Source organism: Chryseobacterium viscerum (assembly GCF_002899945.2).
Classification (GTDB): Bacteria; Bacteroidota; Bacteroidia; order Flavobacteriales; family Weeksellaceae; genus Chryseobacterium; species Chryseobacterium viscerum.
Genome location: NZ_PPEG02000006.1, coordinates 123,855 through 142,497 on the forward strand (window position 1 = coordinate 123,855; position 18,643 = coordinate 142,497).

An 18,643-nucleotide genomic window follows, 5' to 3' on the forward strand; every position below is an offset into this window, starting at 1 on the left:
TGATGGATTATTTATTCTTTAATCCACTTGATTGTTTTCTCTAAATTCTTAGATTTAACCTTGATCAGATAATCTCCTTTTATCAGTTGAGATAGGTCAAAAGTACCTACTTTATCATGGTTCAATTTGTTATTTGCCTGGTTGAATACTAATCTTCCGCTTACATCATACACTGTAATATCATACACTTCATTTGAGTTGGTAAATTTGATATTCAGAAGTCCTTTACTTGGATTAGGATATACTACGAATACATCTTGATTAGCAGCTGCTTCACTCACACCCAACGTCTGAGTAATGGTAAAGTTAATAGGGTTAATGTTGTAGAAAACATTCGTCTCTGCTGCTACCATAATTCTTGCTTGTGTAGTAGTCACATTAGGAATGGTAATCGTTTGAGAACCGTCATTCGGAGTGGAAGCTAAGATCACGGTAGGATACGTAAGCCCTCCATCTGTTGAAAGGTAGATATTTACAGTAGCAGCATTCACAGGAAATGCTGTTGTATTTGCTACATCCCATGTTATCGTCTGAGTAGAATTACCTGCCCAGCTTACCGCTGTAGTAGGTGCTGTTACAATAAAAGGTCCGGAATTTCCATCAACAGTAATAATGGCATCATCATTGGATACTCCAGCACAGCCTGCATTATTATCTCTTACAGTTAGTCTGAATTCCATTGTTCTGGCATAAGATGGTAAAATTTCTCCTTTGCTTACTGTATTATTGATTACATCTGTAATTTTAGGGAAATATCTGTAAGGAACCGTTACAGGAACAAATGATCTGAATATAGCAGCATTTAATGTTGGTACGTTCCAGTCACTTGCCGGGCCTACATCATTCTGTTCCCATGAGTACGTAAGTGGATTGTTGTCTATATCTGAAGCCGATCCTTCTAATCTAAAAGGTGTACTCTTAGGTATGGTATAATCACCTCCTGCATTTACTGTAGGAGCAAAATTGTTAGAAGGAATCGTCACCTGACATGTTGTAGACTGAACTTTCGTCGTAATAGACTGGTATGATTTGGTATGGAAAGTAGGTATACTGTTGGCTGCTAAGTTATTAACACTTCCACAAATCCCTGCATAGGCCATAATTGTAATACCGCTTCCTGGTTCTACAGCATTGGCTGCACTACGGTTTCCTCCTCCACAGCTTCCTGTTGTTGCATTAAATGTATGTGGACCTCCAAACTGATGCCCTACTTCATGGGCTACATAATCAATATCGTAAGGATCTCCCACAGGATTCGGTGAACCAGTGATCCCTCTTCCTTTATTTCCATTGTTACAGATTACTCCTAATCCGGCTAATCCACCACCACCGGTACTGAAAGTATGTCCGATGTCATAATTGGCATTTCCTATAAGTAAATCAATCTGAGTCTGACTTTCGTTAATTAATGTACCCGCAGAATTATTTCCATTAAATGGATCTGTAGCAGCATTGGTAAAGACTACATTGGCTTCATTATCCACTAATACCAATCTTGAAGCTACTTCCTGCTCATACACTCCATTCACTCTGTTCACAGAAGTTACAATTGCTGAAAGCGTTTGTGCAACAGTAGGCGTAGCTGTACCGGTTGCCGCTACTGCATATTCTCCTGTACAGGCTACTGCAAACCTAAAAACTCTAATTTGAGTTCCTACGCTTGGAGCTGTGGTTTTTTGAGCGTTTTTTTTTCCCAGTGGAGTATCATCTTCATCTTGTACTCCGCAAGACCTTGGAGTTTTATCAATTAAGTCACTTTTTTTATAAATGATATAATTGTTAATATCCAGTTTTGCATAAGGATCGATATAAGTATCTCCAGCTACCACGGATTTTATCTGTGCATGGAATCCCAGCTCGGTAAAATCAAGTTTTATAGTAGCGTATTTATCATCCATTCCCTGTCCTGTAAAAGTAACAATTTGAGGGAATTGGCTGGCCAGTCCTGGAGCCATTACGGAAGATTTCCAGATTCTGAACTTTGCTTTTGTACCATCAGGCATTGGTAGTACAATAATAGGTGCGTTATCTTTACGATCACTGTCTTTCAGTTCCGGAACAGAATTAAAATAGCTTTTCATTCCAGCCACATCCAAGGTATACGTCAATGACTTTTCCGGTTGTACTGTTCTCTTTTTAGGATCTGCTTTAATGGATCTTTCACTGATGACTGTAAAGAAGTCCTGTGCTTTCCCTGAGGAAATGGATATGACGAATATCCCCAAATAAAATAATTGTTTAATTTTCATATATAATGGTATGTAATTTTTATTAATCCAAACAATAAGACCAAAAACTAAATAATAGTTAGTTAAAGATCAATAATTCAAATAAGCTAGAATTATAAAATTAGTTAAATTAATCCAATTATCACATATGAAAATTCAAAAAAAAGTAATATTCAATTGCAAAAAAACAACAATCAAGCTACCACAAAGCATTCAACTTAATAAGTAAATTTTTGATTTTTCTCTTTATCAAAATAACTGATTTTATAGACTTTAGCATTTTAATTATCTTTGAAACGGATAATATAAGTCCATTAGAATAAAAAAAACATAAATTAAAATAACAAAACGATTAAATATTCCGGTTATTTCAATCTGGAAGACAGCCAAGCGGGAACCTTATTAAGCTTTAAGTTTGTTACTAATATCGTTACTGAAATTTCCGTTTACCTTAACGAAGGCTGTTAAAAGCGGAAAAATATTCAAATTAGTCAAAATTTAGATTTTTATATCTGGATTTTTGCATTTCCATAAGCCGGTAAAAAATTGTAAATTCGCATGTAAATAAATCAGATATAATGAGTAAAAGTATTGAAGAGTTAAAAACTCTTACTACGCAGATCAGAAGAGACATTTTAAGAATGGTTCATGCTGTAAATTCTGGTCACCCAGGTGGAAGTTTAGGTTGTACAGAATTCTTCACAGCCCTTTACGGAAAAGTAATGAATTACACTTTGCCTTTTACAATGGAGGGTAAAAATGAAGATCATTTCTATCTATCAAACGGACACATTTCTCCGGTATTCTATTCTACTTTAGCTAGATTTGGTTTTTTCCCGGTACAGGAATTAAGTACTTTCAGAAAATTAGACTCAAGATTGCAAGGTCACCCTACAACTCATGAAGGTCTTCCGGGAATCAGAGTGGCTTCAGGGTCATTAGGACAAGGTCTTTCTGTGGCTTTAGGTGTAGCTCAGGCTAAGAAATTAGATGGAGACAACTCTTTGGTATATACTCTACATGGAGACGGGGAATTGCAGGAAGGTCAGAATTGGGAAGCTTTCATGTATGCTTCTGCTAAGAAGGTGGATAACATCATTTCTACAATTGACTATAACGGACAACAAATTGATGGAAGCACAGACAATGTCCTTTCATTAGGAAATCTTCGTGCAAAACTGGAAGCTTTTGGATGGACTGTTTTGGAAGAGAAAAATGGAAACGATCTTGAAGCGGTAATTGGTATTCTTGAGAGAGCAAAAACTGAAACTGGAAAAGAAAAGCCGGTTGTTATTCTTCTTCATACAGAAATGGGTTACGGAGTTGATTATATGATGGGTTCTCATGCTTGGCATGGTAAAGCTCCTAATGATGAGCAACTGGACACAGCATTCAAGCAATTGTACCTAGAAGCTCCGGCTGATTATTAATTATAAATGATCAATTATTAATGGTAAATGATGATCACAGAACTTTATAATATTGTTGATCAGCTTTCATTTATCAGTTATCAAAAACTTTAGTAAAATGAAATATACATATACAGAAAAAAAAGATACACGTTCAGGATTCGGAGCAGGATTAGCTGAACTTGCAGATAAAAACCCTAATGTTGTAGCACTTTGTGCAGACCTTATTGGTTCTTTGAAAATGGAGAAATTCATTGAAAAAGCTCCGGAAAGATTCTTTCAGGTAGGGATCGCTGAAGCGAATATGATTGGTCTTGCTGCAGGTCTTAGCATCACAGGGAAAATTCCTTTTACAGGAACTTTTGCTAACTTCTCTACTTCAAGAGTGTATGACCAAATTCGTCAATCTGTTGCATATTCTAATAAAAATGTAAAAATCTGTGCATCTCACGCAGGTCTTACCTTAGGAGAAGATGGTGCTACCCACCAGGTTCTTGAAGATATCGGGATGATGAAAATGCTTCCTGGAATGACGGTAATCAATACTTGTGACTACAACCAGACAAAAGCTGCTACATTGGCGATTGCTGACCATGAAGGTCCTGTATATTTAAGATTCGGAAGACCGGTAGTTCCTGTTTTCATCCCTGAAGATATGCCTTTCGAAATCGGAAAAGGAATCATGCTTCAAGAAGGTACTGATGTAACGATTGTTGCAACAGGACACCTTGTATGGGAATCTCTTCTGGCTGCTGATGAGCTTGAGAAAGAAGGTATTTCTTGTGAAGTAATCAACATTCACACGATCAAGCCTTTGGATGAAGAGATCATTTTAAAATCTGTTGAAAAAACAGGTAAAATTGTAACGGCTGAGGAGCACAACTACCTTGGTGGTTTAGGAGAATCTATTGCGGGTATGCTTGCAAGAAAAAGACCTACAAGACAAGAATTCGTAGCGGTAAATGATACTTTCGGAGAGTCTGCAACCCCTGCTGAATTGATGAAAAAGTATAAAATAGATGCTGCTGCAGTGAAAGAAGCTGTAAAGAAAATTTTAGCTTAAGATAAGTTATTTTATATAGACAAAACGCGGCGGTTTCTTCGAAACCGCCGCGTTTTTTTATTGTAGAAAGTTGATTGAGTTGCGTATATAACCACCCCATCAAAAATTCTTTGAATTTTCGCCACCCCTCCAAAGGATGGGAATGGTAATACTTATAGTCGTCATTTGAGCTTCAACCCTACTTTTCTTTACTAATTTTTATTATTCTTGCTGATTCATAGGAATTCCTACAGCGATCAGAACAGGAGATAAGATTTCCTGTATGTACTCATCTTCTCTTCTGCCGGAAGCTTTGGAACCGGAAAAATAGTTGCTGATTCTATAGTTTTTTACAAACTGATTTCTCTTTTTCCCGATGGAATAATAATACGTTCCTCTTTCATCATTCACAAAATAGATCATTTCATCAAAGTTCATGAGTTTTTTGGAAATTAACAGTTTTCTGTAAATACACTTCTCAGATTTATCAAATACATATTTCACAGGAACTCTGAAAATCAGATCAAACAGGAAGTAAATCATGTAAATTGCCCATATTACCAACGCAATATTAAACTGGTCTCTGGACATTTTATCCATAAAATAATAAATAATTACTGGAAGGGCAATCACCCCCAAGGCAAGCCACCACAACAAAGTACGCAGGAAATTGTAATTGGGCATAAAGCTTATTTCACTTCCGTTTTCTTCAAATTTATAACGGTCTGTTACGTTCATTGTCTGCTCCGTTGATGTTCATAATATCTTCTGTTTCGTTTACCATTTTCTGTATTCCTTTTTGGGTAATAGCCTGTCCTATTGTAAGTTTCTTCTCTTTACCCTCTACTTCAAAATAAATAGACAGCATTACATTGGTGGTAATAAAACCCATGTATTTTGTTGCCAGTACATGAAAATTTCTGAAATTCTCTATCGGATAGGTTCTTGCCGGAACAAAAATGGTGTGTTTTCCTGTAATGGTCATTCGGTCCATATCAATGATGAATTTCTTGGTGAAAAAATTAATCAAAATAAGCACTACCACTGCAATAAGAACATAGCTAAGAGTTCTTACACTATTAAAAAGTAATCCTGCTACGATCAGAAAGAAAATACAAAGCACCATTACAAATACGGGCTGATTTTTAAAGATATATTGGTTTCCTTCTTGTTTGTAAAATTTGTAATTGTTCATAATTAATATAATTGTTGTTGATAATTTGTTTTGGGGTGTACTGTTATAAAAATAGGTTTATCAAAGATTCCATCTATTCAAAACGCTGGGCAATTTCATCTTCATTAAGGGTTTTGAGAGTATTCAGATCTGTTCTGAAGTAGGTATCGTGAATGGAAAAATAGGCATCCATTTGTATGTTGGTTTGTTCCGATGCTTTTTTCCAGCATGTAAAAAACCACTGTTCAAACAGTCGGTATTTTTCATCATTATATTCATCCAGAATTTCATCAAAATCATCCTCTTCATAATCATCCTGAAAATCTGAAGCTTTCTGCCATATTTCTTCTGGAATCAATGCAGTCCACTTTTCATCATCATTCTTGTTTTTTTTTGCTGGCAGGGAGATTGTTTCTGTTGTGAGTTTACCTCTACTGTCAACACCCCAGAAGATGATATTCAGATATTCAAATTCATATTCAAAATAAAAAGCTTTGATATCGGATTGAGTATTGCCGTTAAGGTAATTAATTCCTTTACCTTCCAACAAGTGAATCAAATCTTCAGTAAGCGGGATACTAATTCCATTCAGATAGTGTTCAAGTTCAATATTAAGTTTCTTAAGGTCTTCCATAACTCTATTCATTTAAGAATTTAATATTATCTCTCAATTTCCCTTCCTACCCATTTCTCAAGCTCTGAAAACATGTCATCGATAGTCAGAACTTTCAGATCCGGATGATTTTTTAACCATTGGGCATGAAGCTCTGTTAAGTTTTCCTCAAGGCTGTAAAATGAATCATTTTTCAAGATATCTCTTGTGGGATTGGAACCAAAATATTCGTTTTCCAAAAACGTTTCCAATTCCACCTTATTCAAGCCCTCTACCTTTGAGGACTGTTCCAGAAAAAGATCCAAATGTTTTTGAGCTCCTATTTTCTTTAAACCACCTTCAATGATCTTGTTAAGTTCTGTCGACCATCCGGAGTTCCATACAAACTGAGAAAAGTTTCCGTTTTTATACTGACTGATGTAATAATCAACATAGTAACTGGTAATTGAATCTTCATGCATATTCTCTTCTTCTATTCCTTCTTCGTCTAAGAGGCTTACTACAGAAATATTGGAGCGGATTATATCATAAGGATCGCTGCTTTTATAAGAGGCTTCTGAGACAATTATTTTATCGGTCTTCATATGTATATATTTAAAGTGTTTTTTTAATTCCTCATTCTTTTAATTGCCCCAGGTAGCCATCCAGTCCAGATATTCACTTTTGTATTCGTTATCATTGAGTCTGATGATAATATCCTGCAGATCTTTTGTCTCAAACTCATACTCTGAAACCGTAAATATCAGGAATACCTCTTTGCCAGTGATTTGTGTAAAAAAGTTTTCATTTTTAAGTTTCTCCAACACTTCGATGCATGTAGAATAAAGTGTAGCCTGAAAACCTTCAAACCACTGATCATCCTCGTCATGTTTATCCAATTCTGTCCTCAATTGAGTACAGATTTCATTGAATTCTTTATCGGCTCCTTTCATTTCATAGATCCATTCTGCCGGTTCATATTTATAATAAAGAACGTCATCTTCATCTGCCGTTTCCATTACTTTCATTGTATTGGCAGCAGGACATACCGTCATTGCTCCCTCATCACTGTACAATGCAAAGCTGTACATCCCCTCAGCTCCATGTTTTTCATACACTTCTAAAAAAGCCTTCTTAGCAGCATTTTCTATCTGCTGTTTCAAAATTTCAAAATTCATACTTCATTTCTTTTTTAAAATGGGCGGTAAAATTACCTTTATCCTGCCAAATCAACGCATTATATTTTTTAGATGTCTAGCCAGTTTCATGATTATGAATAACTTATTTTAGAATTTTATAATCATCAGACTTGCAATTTCTTCGATCAATCCTCAAAAATGTTATTATGGTCAAGAATATATTCTGCTTCTCTGAGAATATTTTTTTTCATTGATATTCTGTTATATCATTTCTCAATCTAGTGATATTTCCGGGAAAATTTGTTTTTATAAGCGTTCATATTTGTTTCATGATAAGAATTATCAATGATTTTCTGAGTCCAAAATCTTCATTTCGATGACGATTACCCGAACCTTTTTTGTTAAATACTTTTCATTTTTGCAAAAGAATCCATAGAAATACAAAATTTCCTCACAAAAAAGGTACTAGAACATTGATTTTCAACACTCCTTCAACTTATTGTACAATAGAATATATTCCCGTGCAACATGTTATAATGATCTGATATTTTCTTTACATGATCAGACTTCACTTTATACTTTTCCAAATTTCAGATATTTCACCAATTCTACCTATAATCCAGTTCTAAATATGCATGTGTGCATAGAATAAAAAACAAATGAATTGCACATTTTATCCCACCGACGTGATCTAAATATTTATAGTTTTACTCCAATCAACGTTGACGAAATACATTCTCCATTTTTAAATTGTATGTGTACAGTGCATGATAAATAGAAGAATGATCCACCCCAATGTCAGGGATTATATGACACAAATGATTTCATACAACAACAAAAATTACCAACATGAAAAAATTAAATGGAATGAAGAGAGACTTCTCTTCTTTAGAAAACAAAAAATTAGCAAATACAAGAAGTATTATTGGTGGAGGAGCAACAAATGAAAAGTCGACCTGCGAGACCGGACCTAATGGTCAGCCAGGTAATACTGGTGACACTGTTATTTGCGTTGATGGAAAGCAAGTAGCCGTACTAACTATCGATTAAATATGACAGGAGGGGAAACTCCCCTCCTTTTTCAAAAAACCGGAATATAAATTTCAACAATGAATGGAAAAATAAATTTCATATTACTTATTGTGTTATTCTTCTTTTCCTGTAAAAGCAAAAAACTGAATTATATTGAATACTATAATAAAGTCTATGCTATTGATAGTACACTTAAAATAAATAAAGATACTCTTGCAACAATCAAACAATATAAAAAGTTGTTTAAAAAGTATCCTCCGTCACAAAATGAAAGAATAGAAGAATATGAAAACTACATTAAATATGCTGACCGCTATAATAAAAACTTCGGAGGGCATAGAAGTTTGGATAAATTAATAGCACAAGTTGCTCCATACTGGAAATATAAAAGAGAAGATGTGTGTTTTTTTAAACTTTATAAAAAATATGGGATTGATAGTATAACAGTAGAACGGAAAGTTAATCAATGGAAAAAGGAGTTAAATAAAACATTGATTGATTCTTTCACTATTGCATTTGAAAGAGATCAATATAATGAACGAAGTGGACCAATAGTTGAAATCAACGATAGAAAAAATGCCAATCTCCTCTTATGGACGTTTAAAAATTATGGTTTCCCATCAAAGCAAAAAATTGGACTGACAGGCAACAATAACAGATTTATGCCAATGGGTGTACTGCTCAATCATATGGGAGGGTCACAGAATTATAAGTATTTTGAGGTTAAGCTATTGGAATATGTAAAGTCAGGGGAATGTACCCCCAGAGAATACATTGAGATGGTGGATAAACATCAATATATTAACCATTTTGAAACTATTTACGGGATATTCATTCATTATTCTACACCTAATTTTAGTACATCAGATTCGGCACGCATAAACAAAAGCCGTAGAGCAGTAGGATTTCCAAGCCTAAAACAATCTTCAAAGATTACCAAAGATTTTCAACAGAAAATAAAGCAATAACATATCTCTACAATTATTCTACACATAAAAAACACTTATGATACTTATAATCTCCCAGAAAAATGAAACGGCAACTATAGAAGTAATCAGACATTTGATGGCCATGAAAAAGAAGTTTATTCGGATTCATGAAGATGAAGTATTTGAGATAAAAACTATAAAAAAAAGAATTTTGCTTGAAAGCAGCCGCAATAGATTTTTTATTGATGAAATTGAAAGTGTTTGGTATAGGAGGGGCGGATTAAATTTCAATCGTTTGAAATACCATAATCATTCAATTCTTCTTAATATGAATGAAACTCAATATTGGCTTGAAGACTATATACAACAAACTCTCGAATCCAAAAAGCATATCAATAAGGAAAGTACCTCACATGTCAACAAGCTTGTTGTACTTGATAAAGCTAGAGAATTGGGTTTTGACATCCCTGACTATTTTTTGGCAGAAAATACGAACCAGGTCGAACTTAATAAAACCATTATAAAAACAATCACTGGAAATGTAACTTTAGATGAAATAAAAAAAGACTTCAGTGGGTTTATGTATACAACTGTAGTTGAAGAACATGAAAATGATGATTTTTTCATCACTTTTTTTCAAGAAAAAATTGAAAAAGACTTTGAAATAAGAACATTTTATTTGAATGGTAATTGCTGGTCTATGGCAATTTTTTCACAGAATGATGAACAAACGAAAACAGATTTTAGAAAATACAACAAAAAAAAGCCAAACAGAAATGTACCATATGCTCTTCCCCAATATATAGAAGAGAAAATTGGATTATTAATGAAGTCTTTAGATATCAATTGTGGTTCTTTAGACTTTATAAAGATGGGAGAGAAATATTATTTCCTGGAAATAAATCCAATTGGTCAGTTTTCAAGCTTATCCCACACTTGTAACTATTCATTAGAACAAAAATTGGCCGAATATTTATGAAAAGATTATATAAAGAAAAAAGTAAACTTCCACTAACTTTCAAATATCTTGATATTTTTAAAACTAAGAATACAAGTAAATTAAATAGTAATTCCTTATACTATTTGAGCTCGGACAAATTTCAGACAGCAAATTATCCTAGAGAAAAGCCACTTAAATCACTAACCCGATTATTATGAAATATTTTATAGTTAAAAGAATCATAGAGAGAAATAATCCTATTGAGCTCAATCAAAAAGTTGAATACAGATAATTATGTAAAAAATGAATAAATTAAGTTTAATTATTGTATTACTAACCTCATTCTGTTTCGGACAAAAAATGAGGTTTATTTATGAAGTGAATTATCGGTTAAATCATCAAATATCTGATGAATTTACCACAAAAACAATGATTTTAGATTTTGTAGATAAAGAATCTGTCTTCAGAGAAAATATGGATCGGAAATCAGATTCATTGAAAATAAATAATCGCTCACCAATGCTTTCTTCAGGCTTTGAAAATCAATTTTATATAAAGAAAGATCTTTCAAAAAATAAAATATCAAAATTAATCACAAATGGGCAATTCTGCTATCTTCTCCCTATTGAAGAAACCATAAAATGGGAAATATCTTCAGAAAAGAAAAAAATTGGAATATATAATTCTCAAAAAGCCGTGACTACCTACGGAAATAGAGAATGGACAGCATGGTTTTCTAATGATATCCCTATTAATGACGGTCCTTATATTTTTAACAATTTACCTGGATTGATTATTTCTATAACAGACAGCAGTGGAGATTATAAATTCGACCTAATACAAATTAAAAAATCCGCCAACTTATTTAATGCCAGAGAAAAAGCAATAGTCATTGATTGGAATAAATATGATCAATTAGCAAAATCATATTATGAAAACCCCAATGCTGAAATGGAACAAAAAATCAGAAATGCAAAAAAGGTCATCATACAAGATGCTCACGGAAATGTTATTGATTTTGATATTAGGCAAATGAATAAAGACGAGCAAGAAAATATCAGAAAAAACAATAATCCTATTGAACTCAATCATAAAATCGAATATCATAAACTTTAAAATAATATAGATTCTCCAAGAAAGCAATTAATCTCTACTTAATTAACTTATGAACTATTTTAATCTATTCAGCAACATCCTGATCACCAAAGGAGCAACCCGGATACTCATCTCAGATCTGCAGAGAAATGCCTCAGAATTGTATCCATTGGAGCTGTATGAGCTTATAGCAGAGCTGAAAACTCATTCTATTGAAGATATCCTGGAAGATTACGATACAGAATCCGGAGAAATTGTTCAGGAATATATCAATCTCCTGCTGGAAAAAGAATATGGATTTGTTACTGAAAACGATTGGGACAGAAACTTTCCTCCCTTTTCTTATGATTACCATGACCCCAGTATCATTACAGATCTTTTTGTAGAAATGGAAGACATTGAGTTACTGAAAAAAATAAAACCGTCTATAGAAAACTTTGGAAGTAAGCATTTGGTTATTTACAGTATAAAACCATTAACAACAAAGGAGTTTATAGAAATTGATGATCTCTTTAAAAACTCAGTGTTATCAGGGATAGAAATATTTTCTCCCTTCCATCAGGAAACAAACCTATCTTTTATACAGGTTCTTCAAAAAAATACAGTCAGAATATACAGCCTCATTTTCTACAATTGTTCGAAATCTCCTTTCAAAGCTAAAGATGAATATAGATTCTCACTTCATTTTCTTGAAGATGATCTGAAACTATCTGCCTGTGGAAAAGTGGAACTGAAATATTTCAATACCAACCTTCCAAAAGTGCTGGAAGCAATGAACCACAATTCCTGCCTGTATAAAAAGATAGGCATTGACAGAAACGGTAATATCAAAAACTGTCCGCTGATGATTGAAAGTTTTGGAAATATCCATAATCACAGCCTTGAAGAAGCAATAACTCAACCGGATTTCAAAAAATATTGGGACCTCACCAAAGACAATATAGAAATCTGCAAAGACTGTGAGTTCCGGTATGTCTGCACAGACTGCAGGGCGTATACCGAAAATGCCGTTAAAAACAAAAAAGGAGCAGATGTATCAAAACCTTTAAAATGCGGCTACAATCCCTATGTAGGAAGATGGGAAAACTGGACAAAGAATCCTTTAAAGCAAAAAATTTTCCATTCGCTGGAACTCAGATAATATTTTTTCTATCCTGTGTTTACAAACCGCTTTTAAATTAAATTTTAAAGCGGTTTGTTATCTTATTCTAATTAGATCTTATTTGAAAAATTTCCATTTCGGGATAATGGCAAGCATTCCGAATCCTGTAAACAGGAAAAGATTGGTAACATCTGTATACAAAAATGTAGACAGATAGTAATTGTGCATAAAGAAGTGCATCACTAGTAAAGCCGGGAACATAAAGATCCCCACTTTTCTGTAGAAAAACATCAGTACCAGCCCCAGCATCATCAGTACATCAATTGAAAAAATAACGTAGAAATACCACCTCGGAATCTGCAGGTATTCATGCTGCAAATATTCATCCACATCAATTCCCAGGCCCATTATGGTAAACAACATCAAAGCTGCAAATGCCAGAACAAATCCCCATCCTTTCTTCGGATCTTCGTCAAAATAACTGTATTCTTCCATACCTACAAAAATAAAGAACTTATGAGAGATTTCATAAGTTCTTTTATAATTATTCGTTTAAAATTTGACTTACACAGAGATAGCGTTGATCAGTCTGTTTTTGTCACTTAAGAATTCTTCCATAGAAATCATACTTTCAGTTCTCATTACGTCCTGAATGTCATCTATCTGGTAAATAATTCTTTTAGCATCATCCGTATTCTTAGCTCTTACTTTACAGAAAATATTATATTTTCCGGAAATAACGCTAGCCTCAATTACGTTTGGTAAAGTTGACAATTCTTTCAATACTTCCTGAGTACGGTTTGATTTTGTCAAAAGGATACCTATGAAAGCTGTAAAGTGGTAATCTAATTTACCATAATCGATATTAAGAGATGATCCCAAAATAATACCTGCATCTTCCATCTTTTTCACTCTTACGTGAATTGTTCCAGCAGAAACGTCCATCTGCTTTGCAATTTCAGTAAAAGGCATTCTTGTGTTTTCTACTAAGAAATCAAGAATCTTCTTGTCTATTTCGTCCAGTTGATAGTTCATATTAGTTAAATTACAATTTCTTTAAAAAATCTATGTATTTTTTGCAAATTTACGAAAAATAATTTAACTAAAAAATATATATCAAATATTAACAATAATTAACACAGATGATAAAAATCATTAAAATATTCTAATTATTTAGCATTCGATTTTATAGAATCTGTTTTTATTTCACCTTTTGCATCTGAGGTTTTTTTGTCTTTTTTCTTCTTTTTAAACAAAGAATTGAAGCTTTTACTCCACACGACCCCTCCTCCATAGGCTTGGTTAGCAGAACCGTTTGTACTCACCATTCCGATGTTTGTAGGCTTGGAATAAGCACGTATAACCAGCGTACCGTCATTCTTTTTAGACAAATCATACTCTACAGATCCTTCTGTAGACAAATAATTGTTTTGTGCACCATCTGTTTTCGATAATGGGATCCCCAAACCGGTTTTTATATTTACTCTTGGAGAAAGAGCTACACTCAATCCGGCATTTGCTCTGTCACCAAAATTTGAATTCTGGTCCCCTTTTACATAGTTCAGGTCAATCTGAAATTCGTTACTCATGGTATTAAGTACAGATCCCAGCTGTTTCAGTAGCATATTATATCCGGAAGATTCCGCTACATTTCCTACATTCACATCCACCCCGCCGGAGTTTGATACGTTGAACGTACTTAATAGAAGGACAGAACCAAACTGAAGGACTTTCTCCCCTTCCTGGCTCATTTTCGCCGCAAGAGTTTCCCTTACCTGACTGGATACATCCATAGCGGTTACATTAAGATCAATATGAGGGTCTACCAACGACTGGGTAATATGGGCCTGAAGCAAGATACTGATCGGCTGCAGTTTCCCCATGCTTAGATATTCTCCGGCATTGGAAACCATCCTCATATAGTTGGCATTAATATCTAACGCGGGTTTCATGGCATCACCATCCCATCTGATACTACTGTTCCTTTCTATCTGGAAGGTTTTATTAAGAATGGCTTTAGAAACAAAGGTTCCGTTATCTACTTTATAGGTACCGCTCATCGCGATATTCCCCTGCCTGTTCATGTGGAACCTCAGCGGGTCCGCTGATCCTTTTACGGTAATATTTCCAACATCATCACCCACCAGTACATTTACAGTGGTTCCTTTATCCACAGCCAGATTGAAATCGATATTCATATTGGCTCCCGTTTTTTTCTTTTCTTCCAGCGTAATCAGACCGTCTTTTCCTTCTTTCAGGAATCTCAGCATTTTGAATTCCTCAACATTGGAAGTGGAACTGGAATTAAAGGTAAAGGTACTTCCGTTAAGTGCCTTCATATTAGGAGTGGTGATACTCAATCCCGAAACAGGTCCGTCCACGTAGAGATCTCCCTGCCCGTAGACTCTTCCCCAGAACAGGTCAAAATCTTTTTGTGAGGTATTCAGCATCAGAAGGTTATCGGCTCTCATTACGAGAGATACCCCCATTGAAGAAAGGGTTTCAAACTGGATCGCCCCGGAAATATTCCCTTTGGAATTGCTTCTTCCGTCATGCACCTCAATATTGTTGAGAATGGCAAGACCTTTCGTCAGCTGAATCACCGTGTCATCAAACGCGTAATCTACTCCCGTGAATAACAATTTTAATCCAAAATCTTTTAAAGCAATATCCCCACTGTAATCCAGATTGCTAAGTTTCCCATTGATTTTAAGATCTCCTGTAGCTTTACCTCGAATGTTTCCAAAAATAGTCTGTACAAACTGTTGTGTAAATGACAGGTCAAAATCACGCATTTCTGCAGTAAGATCAATGATCGGCGAAGAAGTATTATTGTTGACAGTTCCTGTCAGATTAAGGCTGTTATTTCCAAGTACTCCCGCAGAGTGTACTTTTACATCAATATCATACACATTCAGAGAGAATCCATTGGTGGCAGAAATAGAGATATCCCCCATATCATTGCCATTCATCTTAATATCATCAATGGTAAGATCTACCAGTGGCTGCAGTGTGCTTTTATCCATTTTGATTTTCACACTTCCGTTGGCAAGACCCTTTATATCCATGGTATTTCCTCCGGACTGCATTTCAAGAAGCTTCTCCACAGAAAAATCGTTGATATCAGCATCTACGTAGAAATCTTTTGCAGATTTAAACTGTGCTTCTTTAATAAACAAAGCACTTTTATCAGAATAAACCCTCAGGTTTCTAATATCAAAATCTCCAGTTTCTCTTCTATATGTAATGGAATGATTCAGTTCCGGACTGGTATCAATAGCCCAGGTAACTTCATTGAATTTTACTTCAGTAGGTTCAAACCTGAATACATAATCTCCTGCTGCATCCGTAGACTGATCTACATTGATGGCATATTCTTTAAGCTTTTCATTCAATTCATCATCAGGGCTTCCGTGTTTAAATACGGTCGCTAAATGAAGGGTATTTCCGTTTTCATTATTTCCTTTAAGCTCAAAATCTTTGATTACGTTTTTGTTGTAAACCACTCTGTTGATCTTGGCATACAACTGCTGGTTAAGGTCTGCTGTGTTAATTCTAACTTTAACGCTATCAACCATAGCACTATCTCTGTTGAGATTCTTGCGGTCATTCACTTTATAATCAGGATTGGAAGCTGCCAGCGCTTTATCAGCATCGGTAATTTCCTCTTCCTTCGTCATGATATATTTCAAAGAAGCAGCATCCAGATTCAGAATCAGGTTATTTGAATTTCCGTCATACTCTCCTTCCACCAATGCTCCGTTCGGCAATTTCAGGTCAGGTAAAAAGTAATTCACCAATCCTTGCTGAACATCAAACTTCAAAGCAAAATTCTGCCCATGGTATAATTTTCTCGGTGGCGGTCCTACCAAAATTCGTCCTACCCCGTTTTCTACCATTCCGACAAGATCTGCCAGGCTATATCTTCCGGATATTTTACCCGTAGCTGCTCCCGGTGCATCTACATCAATCACACGTCCTCCTGCTTCTACAAATGTTTTCAATTTAGCATTCGGAATATTATATTTTTGAGTAGCCGTAGCAAAGTGAAGATTATTGGCGTCGACATCTAAAGTAAGATCGTTTATGGAAGACATCGCCATCTTCCCATCAACCTGACCGCTCACCACCTGACTACCAGGCTTATTGGTAAAATAGTTCATGTTCAGGTAAGTAACGTCTGCATTCACATCCATTGCCACTCTTGAAGTACTGAAATCTATCAATCCTTTGATCGTAGCTTTTGCCTGCTCATCATTGACGGTGATAAGTCCGTTGTATTTTTTATGATCCAATAATCCGTCCAGATAGAGATTATTGATCGTTTTATTCATAATTTCAATACTCGCAATCTGAGATTTGGTTGTCAGACGCATTGTATTCACATCAAAGCTCTGTCCGTTCAGATCAAATTTACCGGAAATTAAGCCTACTGTTTTATTTTTTGTAATGACAGAGGTATTAAGATCTTTCACATCAAGATATCCTGAATATTTAGGCATCGCAGTACTATAGCCTGTCAATGTCAGCTTAGAAATTTTAGCCTGCCCGATTCCTGTCATCAAGTTTCCGTTATCCACATAGATCTGATCCGGATTTACTTTTGCCGTTCCGTTGTACTTTAACTTTCCGAAATCATCTGCAAAGTTCTTCATCTTTTTAGAGATAAAGGAAGGCATCATTGCTTTTAAATCTTTATACGTAAAATCTGTAGAAAGGTCTTTCGTTTCAATGGCAAAATGTCCTTTCAGCAGATTATCAACCTTCATTGTTTTGGTTGCAATATTGACATCAGGGTTTCTGATCAGAAAGTTTTCCAGGTGGAATTTATTCAAAGGACCCGTCATCGTTCCCGAAAGATTAAACGGTTTTATATTATCCCAGTTCGTCACAAAATAACTGATATCGTAACCGCTTACCTGGCTTCCCTGCTGAATATTCATATCCCATCGAACCCTGTCAGCAAAGTCTGACCATGAACCGTCATGAAGATTAAATTTAATATTCCCCTGAAGCAAAGTATGATCTGTATTCAGGGTAAGATCTTTTAACGATAAAAATTGTTTCGTTAAAGACAATTCTGTGGAAAAGGTATCTACAATATGAGATTTCCCCCATCTTGAAGTGACAAATGACATGTTATTGATCAAGGCTGAAACATTCGGGCCGTTGACCTTAACATTGGGTGCTTTTAAATTGAATTTAGTTGCCGTAAGCCATTTCCCTTCTTCTCCGGGAGAGTTTTCATTAACAATAGAAACTTTAGAATCAATGATCTGTATTCTGGAATTCAGCTGAAAAGGAGGTTTTTTAGGATCTCTTTTTTTCCCATCATCAAAGAGTTCTGTAAATCTTACAAAGTTGGAGATACTGTCACCTTTATAGGTAATAACTTTTACATCAGCATTTACAAGGGTAAGAGAATTGAAACTTAGAGAATTACTTTTTCCGGAGATGGCATTTACTGCAAGAGATATCCAGTCCGAATCTGCACGGAATTCACGCGCTGTAATAAAATCAAATCCTTTATAATCTTTTACTTTTAAGCCTTTTATGGTTACATCACCAAAGTAGTTTACATCTACACTTTCTGTGGAAAAACCTGATTTAAAGTCTTTGTTTACGATCTGAAGAGCCTGATCTGCTGCCCATTGTTTTGTGACCGGAAGATTGATGACAACAAGTACTCCTCCAACAAGAACAATCCCCAGCCAAAAGAGAATCAAAAGGAGTTTTGCCCACCATGTATAGCTGGTAACATCCTTCACCGCCTGCTTCCCAAACTCTTCAGCTGTTTCCACAGGATGATGTATGGCATCTGAAGCTAGCTCAGATGCTTCTTTCACTGTCTCCCGAACCTTTCCTTCTACATTTTCGACAGTTTTTTGTACCTGATCCCCTAGGTTTTCAGCTACTGATTTTTTATTCTTATTCTCGTTATTATTCTCTAACTTTGCCATT

The 18,643-nt window shown here is 35.0% G+C and carries 16 protein-coding genes; 7 read left to right on the forward strand and 9 right to left on the reverse strand.

The window, feature by feature from the left end; translation table 11 throughout:
• Nucleotides 1-11 precede the first annotated feature (11 nt).
• Nucleotides 12-2,249 carry a reprolysin-like metallopeptidase gene (locus C1634_RS15050; protein WP_103234045.1) on the reverse strand — a complete coding sequence of 746 codons (2,238 nt, stop codon included), beginning with the start codon at nt 2,247-2,249 and terminating at the stop codon, nt 12-14.
• Nucleotides 2,250-2,803: 554 nt separating this feature from the next.
• Here C1634_RS15050 and C1634_RS15055 point away from each other — a divergent pair.
• Nucleotides 2,804-3,658, forward strand: a complete 855-nt coding sequence (locus C1634_RS15055; RefSeq protein ID WP_262509920.1) for a transketolase — start codon at nt 2,804-2,806, stop codon at nt 3,656-3,658.
• Nucleotides 3,659-3,755: 97 nt separating this feature from the next.
• Nucleotides 3,756-4,700, forward strand: coding sequence for a transketolase family protein (locus C1634_RS15060; protein ID WP_103234047.1), 945 nt, complete (start codon nt 3,756-3,758; stop codon nt 4,698-4,700).
• Nucleotides 4,701-4,901: 201 nt separating this feature from the next.
• Here C1634_RS15060 and C1634_RS15065 read toward each other — a convergent pair whose 3' ends face one another.
• From C1634_RS15065 to C1634_RS15085, 5 genes are all read right to left on the reverse strand, one after another.
• Nucleotides 4,902-5,417 (reverse strand): hypothetical protein, encoded by a 516-nt coding sequence (locus C1634_RS15065; RefSeq protein ID WP_228410087.1) that lies wholly within the window; start codon nt 5,415-5,417, stop codon nt 4,902-4,904.
• Nucleotides 5,395-5,874 carry a hypothetical protein gene (locus tag C1634_RS15070; RefSeq protein WP_103235276.1) on the reverse strand — a complete coding sequence of 160 codons (480 nt, stop codon included), beginning with the start codon at nt 5,872-5,874 and terminating at the stop codon, nt 5,395-5,397. Before C1634_RS15070 ends, C1634_RS15065 begins: the two co-directional genes overlap by 23 nt.
• 73 nt (nt 5,875-5,947) lie before the next feature.
• The gene (locus tag C1634_RS15075) at nt 5,948-6,499 is read right to left on the reverse strand and encodes a hypothetical protein (protein WP_123921470.1); all 552 of its coding nucleotides are present in this window, start codon (nt 6,497-6,499) and stop codon (nt 5,948-5,950) included.
• A gap of 14 nt (nt 6,500-6,513) precedes the next feature.
• The gene (locus C1634_RS15080) at nt 6,514-7,050 is read right to left on the reverse strand and encodes a DMP19 family protein (RefSeq protein WP_103235274.1); all 537 of its coding nucleotides are present in this window, start codon (nt 7,048-7,050) and stop codon (nt 6,514-6,516) included.
• A gap of 39 nt (nt 7,051-7,089) precedes the next feature.
• Nucleotides 7,090-7,623: a DUF4303 domain-containing protein gene (locus C1634_RS15085; RefSeq protein WP_103235273.1), complete on the reverse strand. Its 534-nt coding sequence runs from the start codon at nt 7,621-7,623 to the stop codon at nt 7,090-7,092.
• 810 nt (nt 7,624-8,433) lie between these two features.
• On the opposite strand from C1634_RS15085, the gene C1634_RS15090 reads away from it, so the two are divergent.
• The 5 genes from C1634_RS15090 (at nt 8,434) to gwsS (ending at nt 12,721) form a co-directional block, all read left to right on the forward strand.
• Entirely contained in the window at nt 8,434-8,634 is a 201-nt protein-coding gene (locus tag C1634_RS15090) for a grasp-with-spasm system A modified peptide (protein ID WP_103235272.1), read from the forward strand.
• A gap of 59 nt (nt 8,635-8,693) precedes the next feature.
• Nucleotides 8,694-9,584 (forward strand): hypothetical protein, encoded by an 891-nt coding sequence (locus tag C1634_RS15095; RefSeq protein ID WP_109738704.1) that lies wholly within the window; start codon nt 8,694-8,696, stop codon nt 9,582-9,584.
• A gap of 37 nt (nt 9,585-9,621) precedes the next feature.
• Nucleotides 9,622-10,524, forward strand: coding sequence for a grasp-with-spasm system ATP-grasp peptide maturase (gwsG, locus tag C1634_RS15100; RefSeq protein ID WP_103231615.1), 903 nt, complete (start codon nt 9,622-9,624; stop codon nt 10,522-10,524).
• A 264-nt stretch (nt 10,525-10,788) separates the two neighbouring features.
• Nucleotides 10,789-11,601 carry a GLPGLI family protein gene (locus C1634_RS15105; protein WP_109738705.1) on the forward strand — a complete coding sequence of 271 codons (813 nt, stop codon included), beginning with the start codon at nt 10,789-10,791 and terminating at the stop codon, nt 11,599-11,601.
• Between the two features lie 49 nt (nt 11,602-11,650).
• A complete protein-coding gene (gene gwsS / locus C1634_RS15110) occupies nt 11,651-12,721 on the forward strand; it encodes a grasp-with-spasm system SPASM domain peptide maturase (RefSeq protein ID WP_103231617.1) in 1,071 nt (356 codons plus the stop codon).
• 78 nt (nt 12,722-12,799) lie between these two features.
• Here gwsS and C1634_RS15115 read toward each other — a convergent pair whose 3' ends face one another.
• The 3 genes from C1634_RS15115 to C1634_RS15125 form a co-directional block, all read right to left on the reverse strand.
• A complete protein-coding gene (locus C1634_RS15115) occupies nt 12,800-13,177 on the reverse strand; it encodes a hypothetical protein (RefSeq protein ID WP_103231618.1) in 378 nt (125 codons plus the stop codon).
• A 69-nt stretch (nt 13,178-13,246) separates the two neighbouring features.
• Nucleotides 13,247-13,717 carry an Lrp/AsnC family transcriptional regulator gene (locus tag C1634_RS15120; protein ID WP_034696982.1) on the reverse strand — a complete coding sequence of 157 codons (471 nt, stop codon included), beginning with the start codon at nt 13,715-13,717 and terminating at the stop codon, nt 13,247-13,249.
• A 134-nt stretch (nt 13,718-13,851) separates the two neighbouring features.
• Nucleotides 13,852-18,642, reverse strand: a complete 4,791-nt coding sequence (locus C1634_RS15125; RefSeq protein WP_109738706.1) for a translocation/assembly module TamB domain-containing protein — start codon at nt 18,640-18,642, stop codon at nt 13,852-13,854.
• Between the last annotated feature and the right edge of the window lies 1 nt (nt 18,643).

Excerpts from the sequence above, each read along its gene's own strand:
- gwsS (WP_103231617.1), top strand. The coding sequence starts at position 11,651 with ATGAACTATTTTAATCTATTCAGCAACATCCTGATCACCAAAGGAGCA.
- C1634_RS15105 (WP_109738705.1), top strand. The coding sequence starts at position 10,789 with ATGAATAAATTAAGTTTAATTATTGTATTACTAACCTCATTCTGTTTC.
- C1634_RS15120 (WP_034696982.1), bottom strand. The coding sequence starts at position 13,717 with ATGAACTATCAACTGGACGAAATAGACAAGAAGATTCTTGATTTCTTA.
- C1634_RS15085 (WP_103235273.1), bottom strand. The coding sequence starts at position 7,623 with ATGAATTTTGAAATTTTGAAACAGCAGATAGAAAATGCTGCTAAGAAG.
- C1634_RS15065 (WP_228410087.1), bottom strand. The coding sequence starts at position 5,417 with ATGAACGTAACAGACCGTTATAAATTTGAAGAAAACGGAAGTGAAATA.
- C1634_RS15080 (WP_103235274.1), bottom strand. The coding sequence starts at position 7,050 with ATGAAGACCGATAAAATAATTGTCTCAGAAGCCTCTTATAAAAGCAGC.
- C1634_RS15060 (WP_103234047.1), top strand. The coding sequence starts at position 3,756 with ATGAAATATACATATACAGAAAAAAAAGATACACGTTCAGGATTCGGA.
- C1634_RS15090 (WP_103235272.1), top strand. The coding sequence starts at position 8,434 with ATGAAAAAATTAAATGGAATGAAGAGAGACTTCTCTTCTTTAGAAAAC.
- C1634_RS15115 (WP_103231618.1), bottom strand. The coding sequence starts at position 13,177 with ATGGAAGAATACAGTTATTTTGACGAAGATCCGAAGAAAGGATGGGGA.
- gwsG (WP_103231615.1), top strand. The coding sequence starts at position 9,622 with ATGATACTTATAATCTCCCAGAAAAATGAAACGGCAACTATAGAAGTA.
- C1634_RS15050 (WP_103234045.1), bottom strand. The coding sequence starts at position 2,249 with ATGAAAATTAAACAATTATTTTATTTGGGGATATTCGTCATATCCATT.
- C1634_RS15070 (WP_103235276.1), bottom strand. The coding sequence starts at position 5,874 with ATGAACAATTACAAATTTTACAAACAAGAAGGAAACCAATATATCTTT.
- C1634_RS15125 (WP_109738706.1), bottom strand. The coding sequence starts at position 18,642 with ATGGCAAAGTTAGAGAATAATAACGAGAATAAGAATAAAAAATCAGTA.
- C1634_RS15095 (WP_109738704.1), top strand. The coding sequence starts at position 8,694 with ATGAATGGAAAAATAAATTTCATATTACTTATTGTGTTATTCTTCTTT.
- C1634_RS15075 (WP_123921470.1), bottom strand. The coding sequence starts at position 6,499 with ATGAATAGAGTTATGGAAGACCTTAAGAAACTTAATATTGAACTTGAA.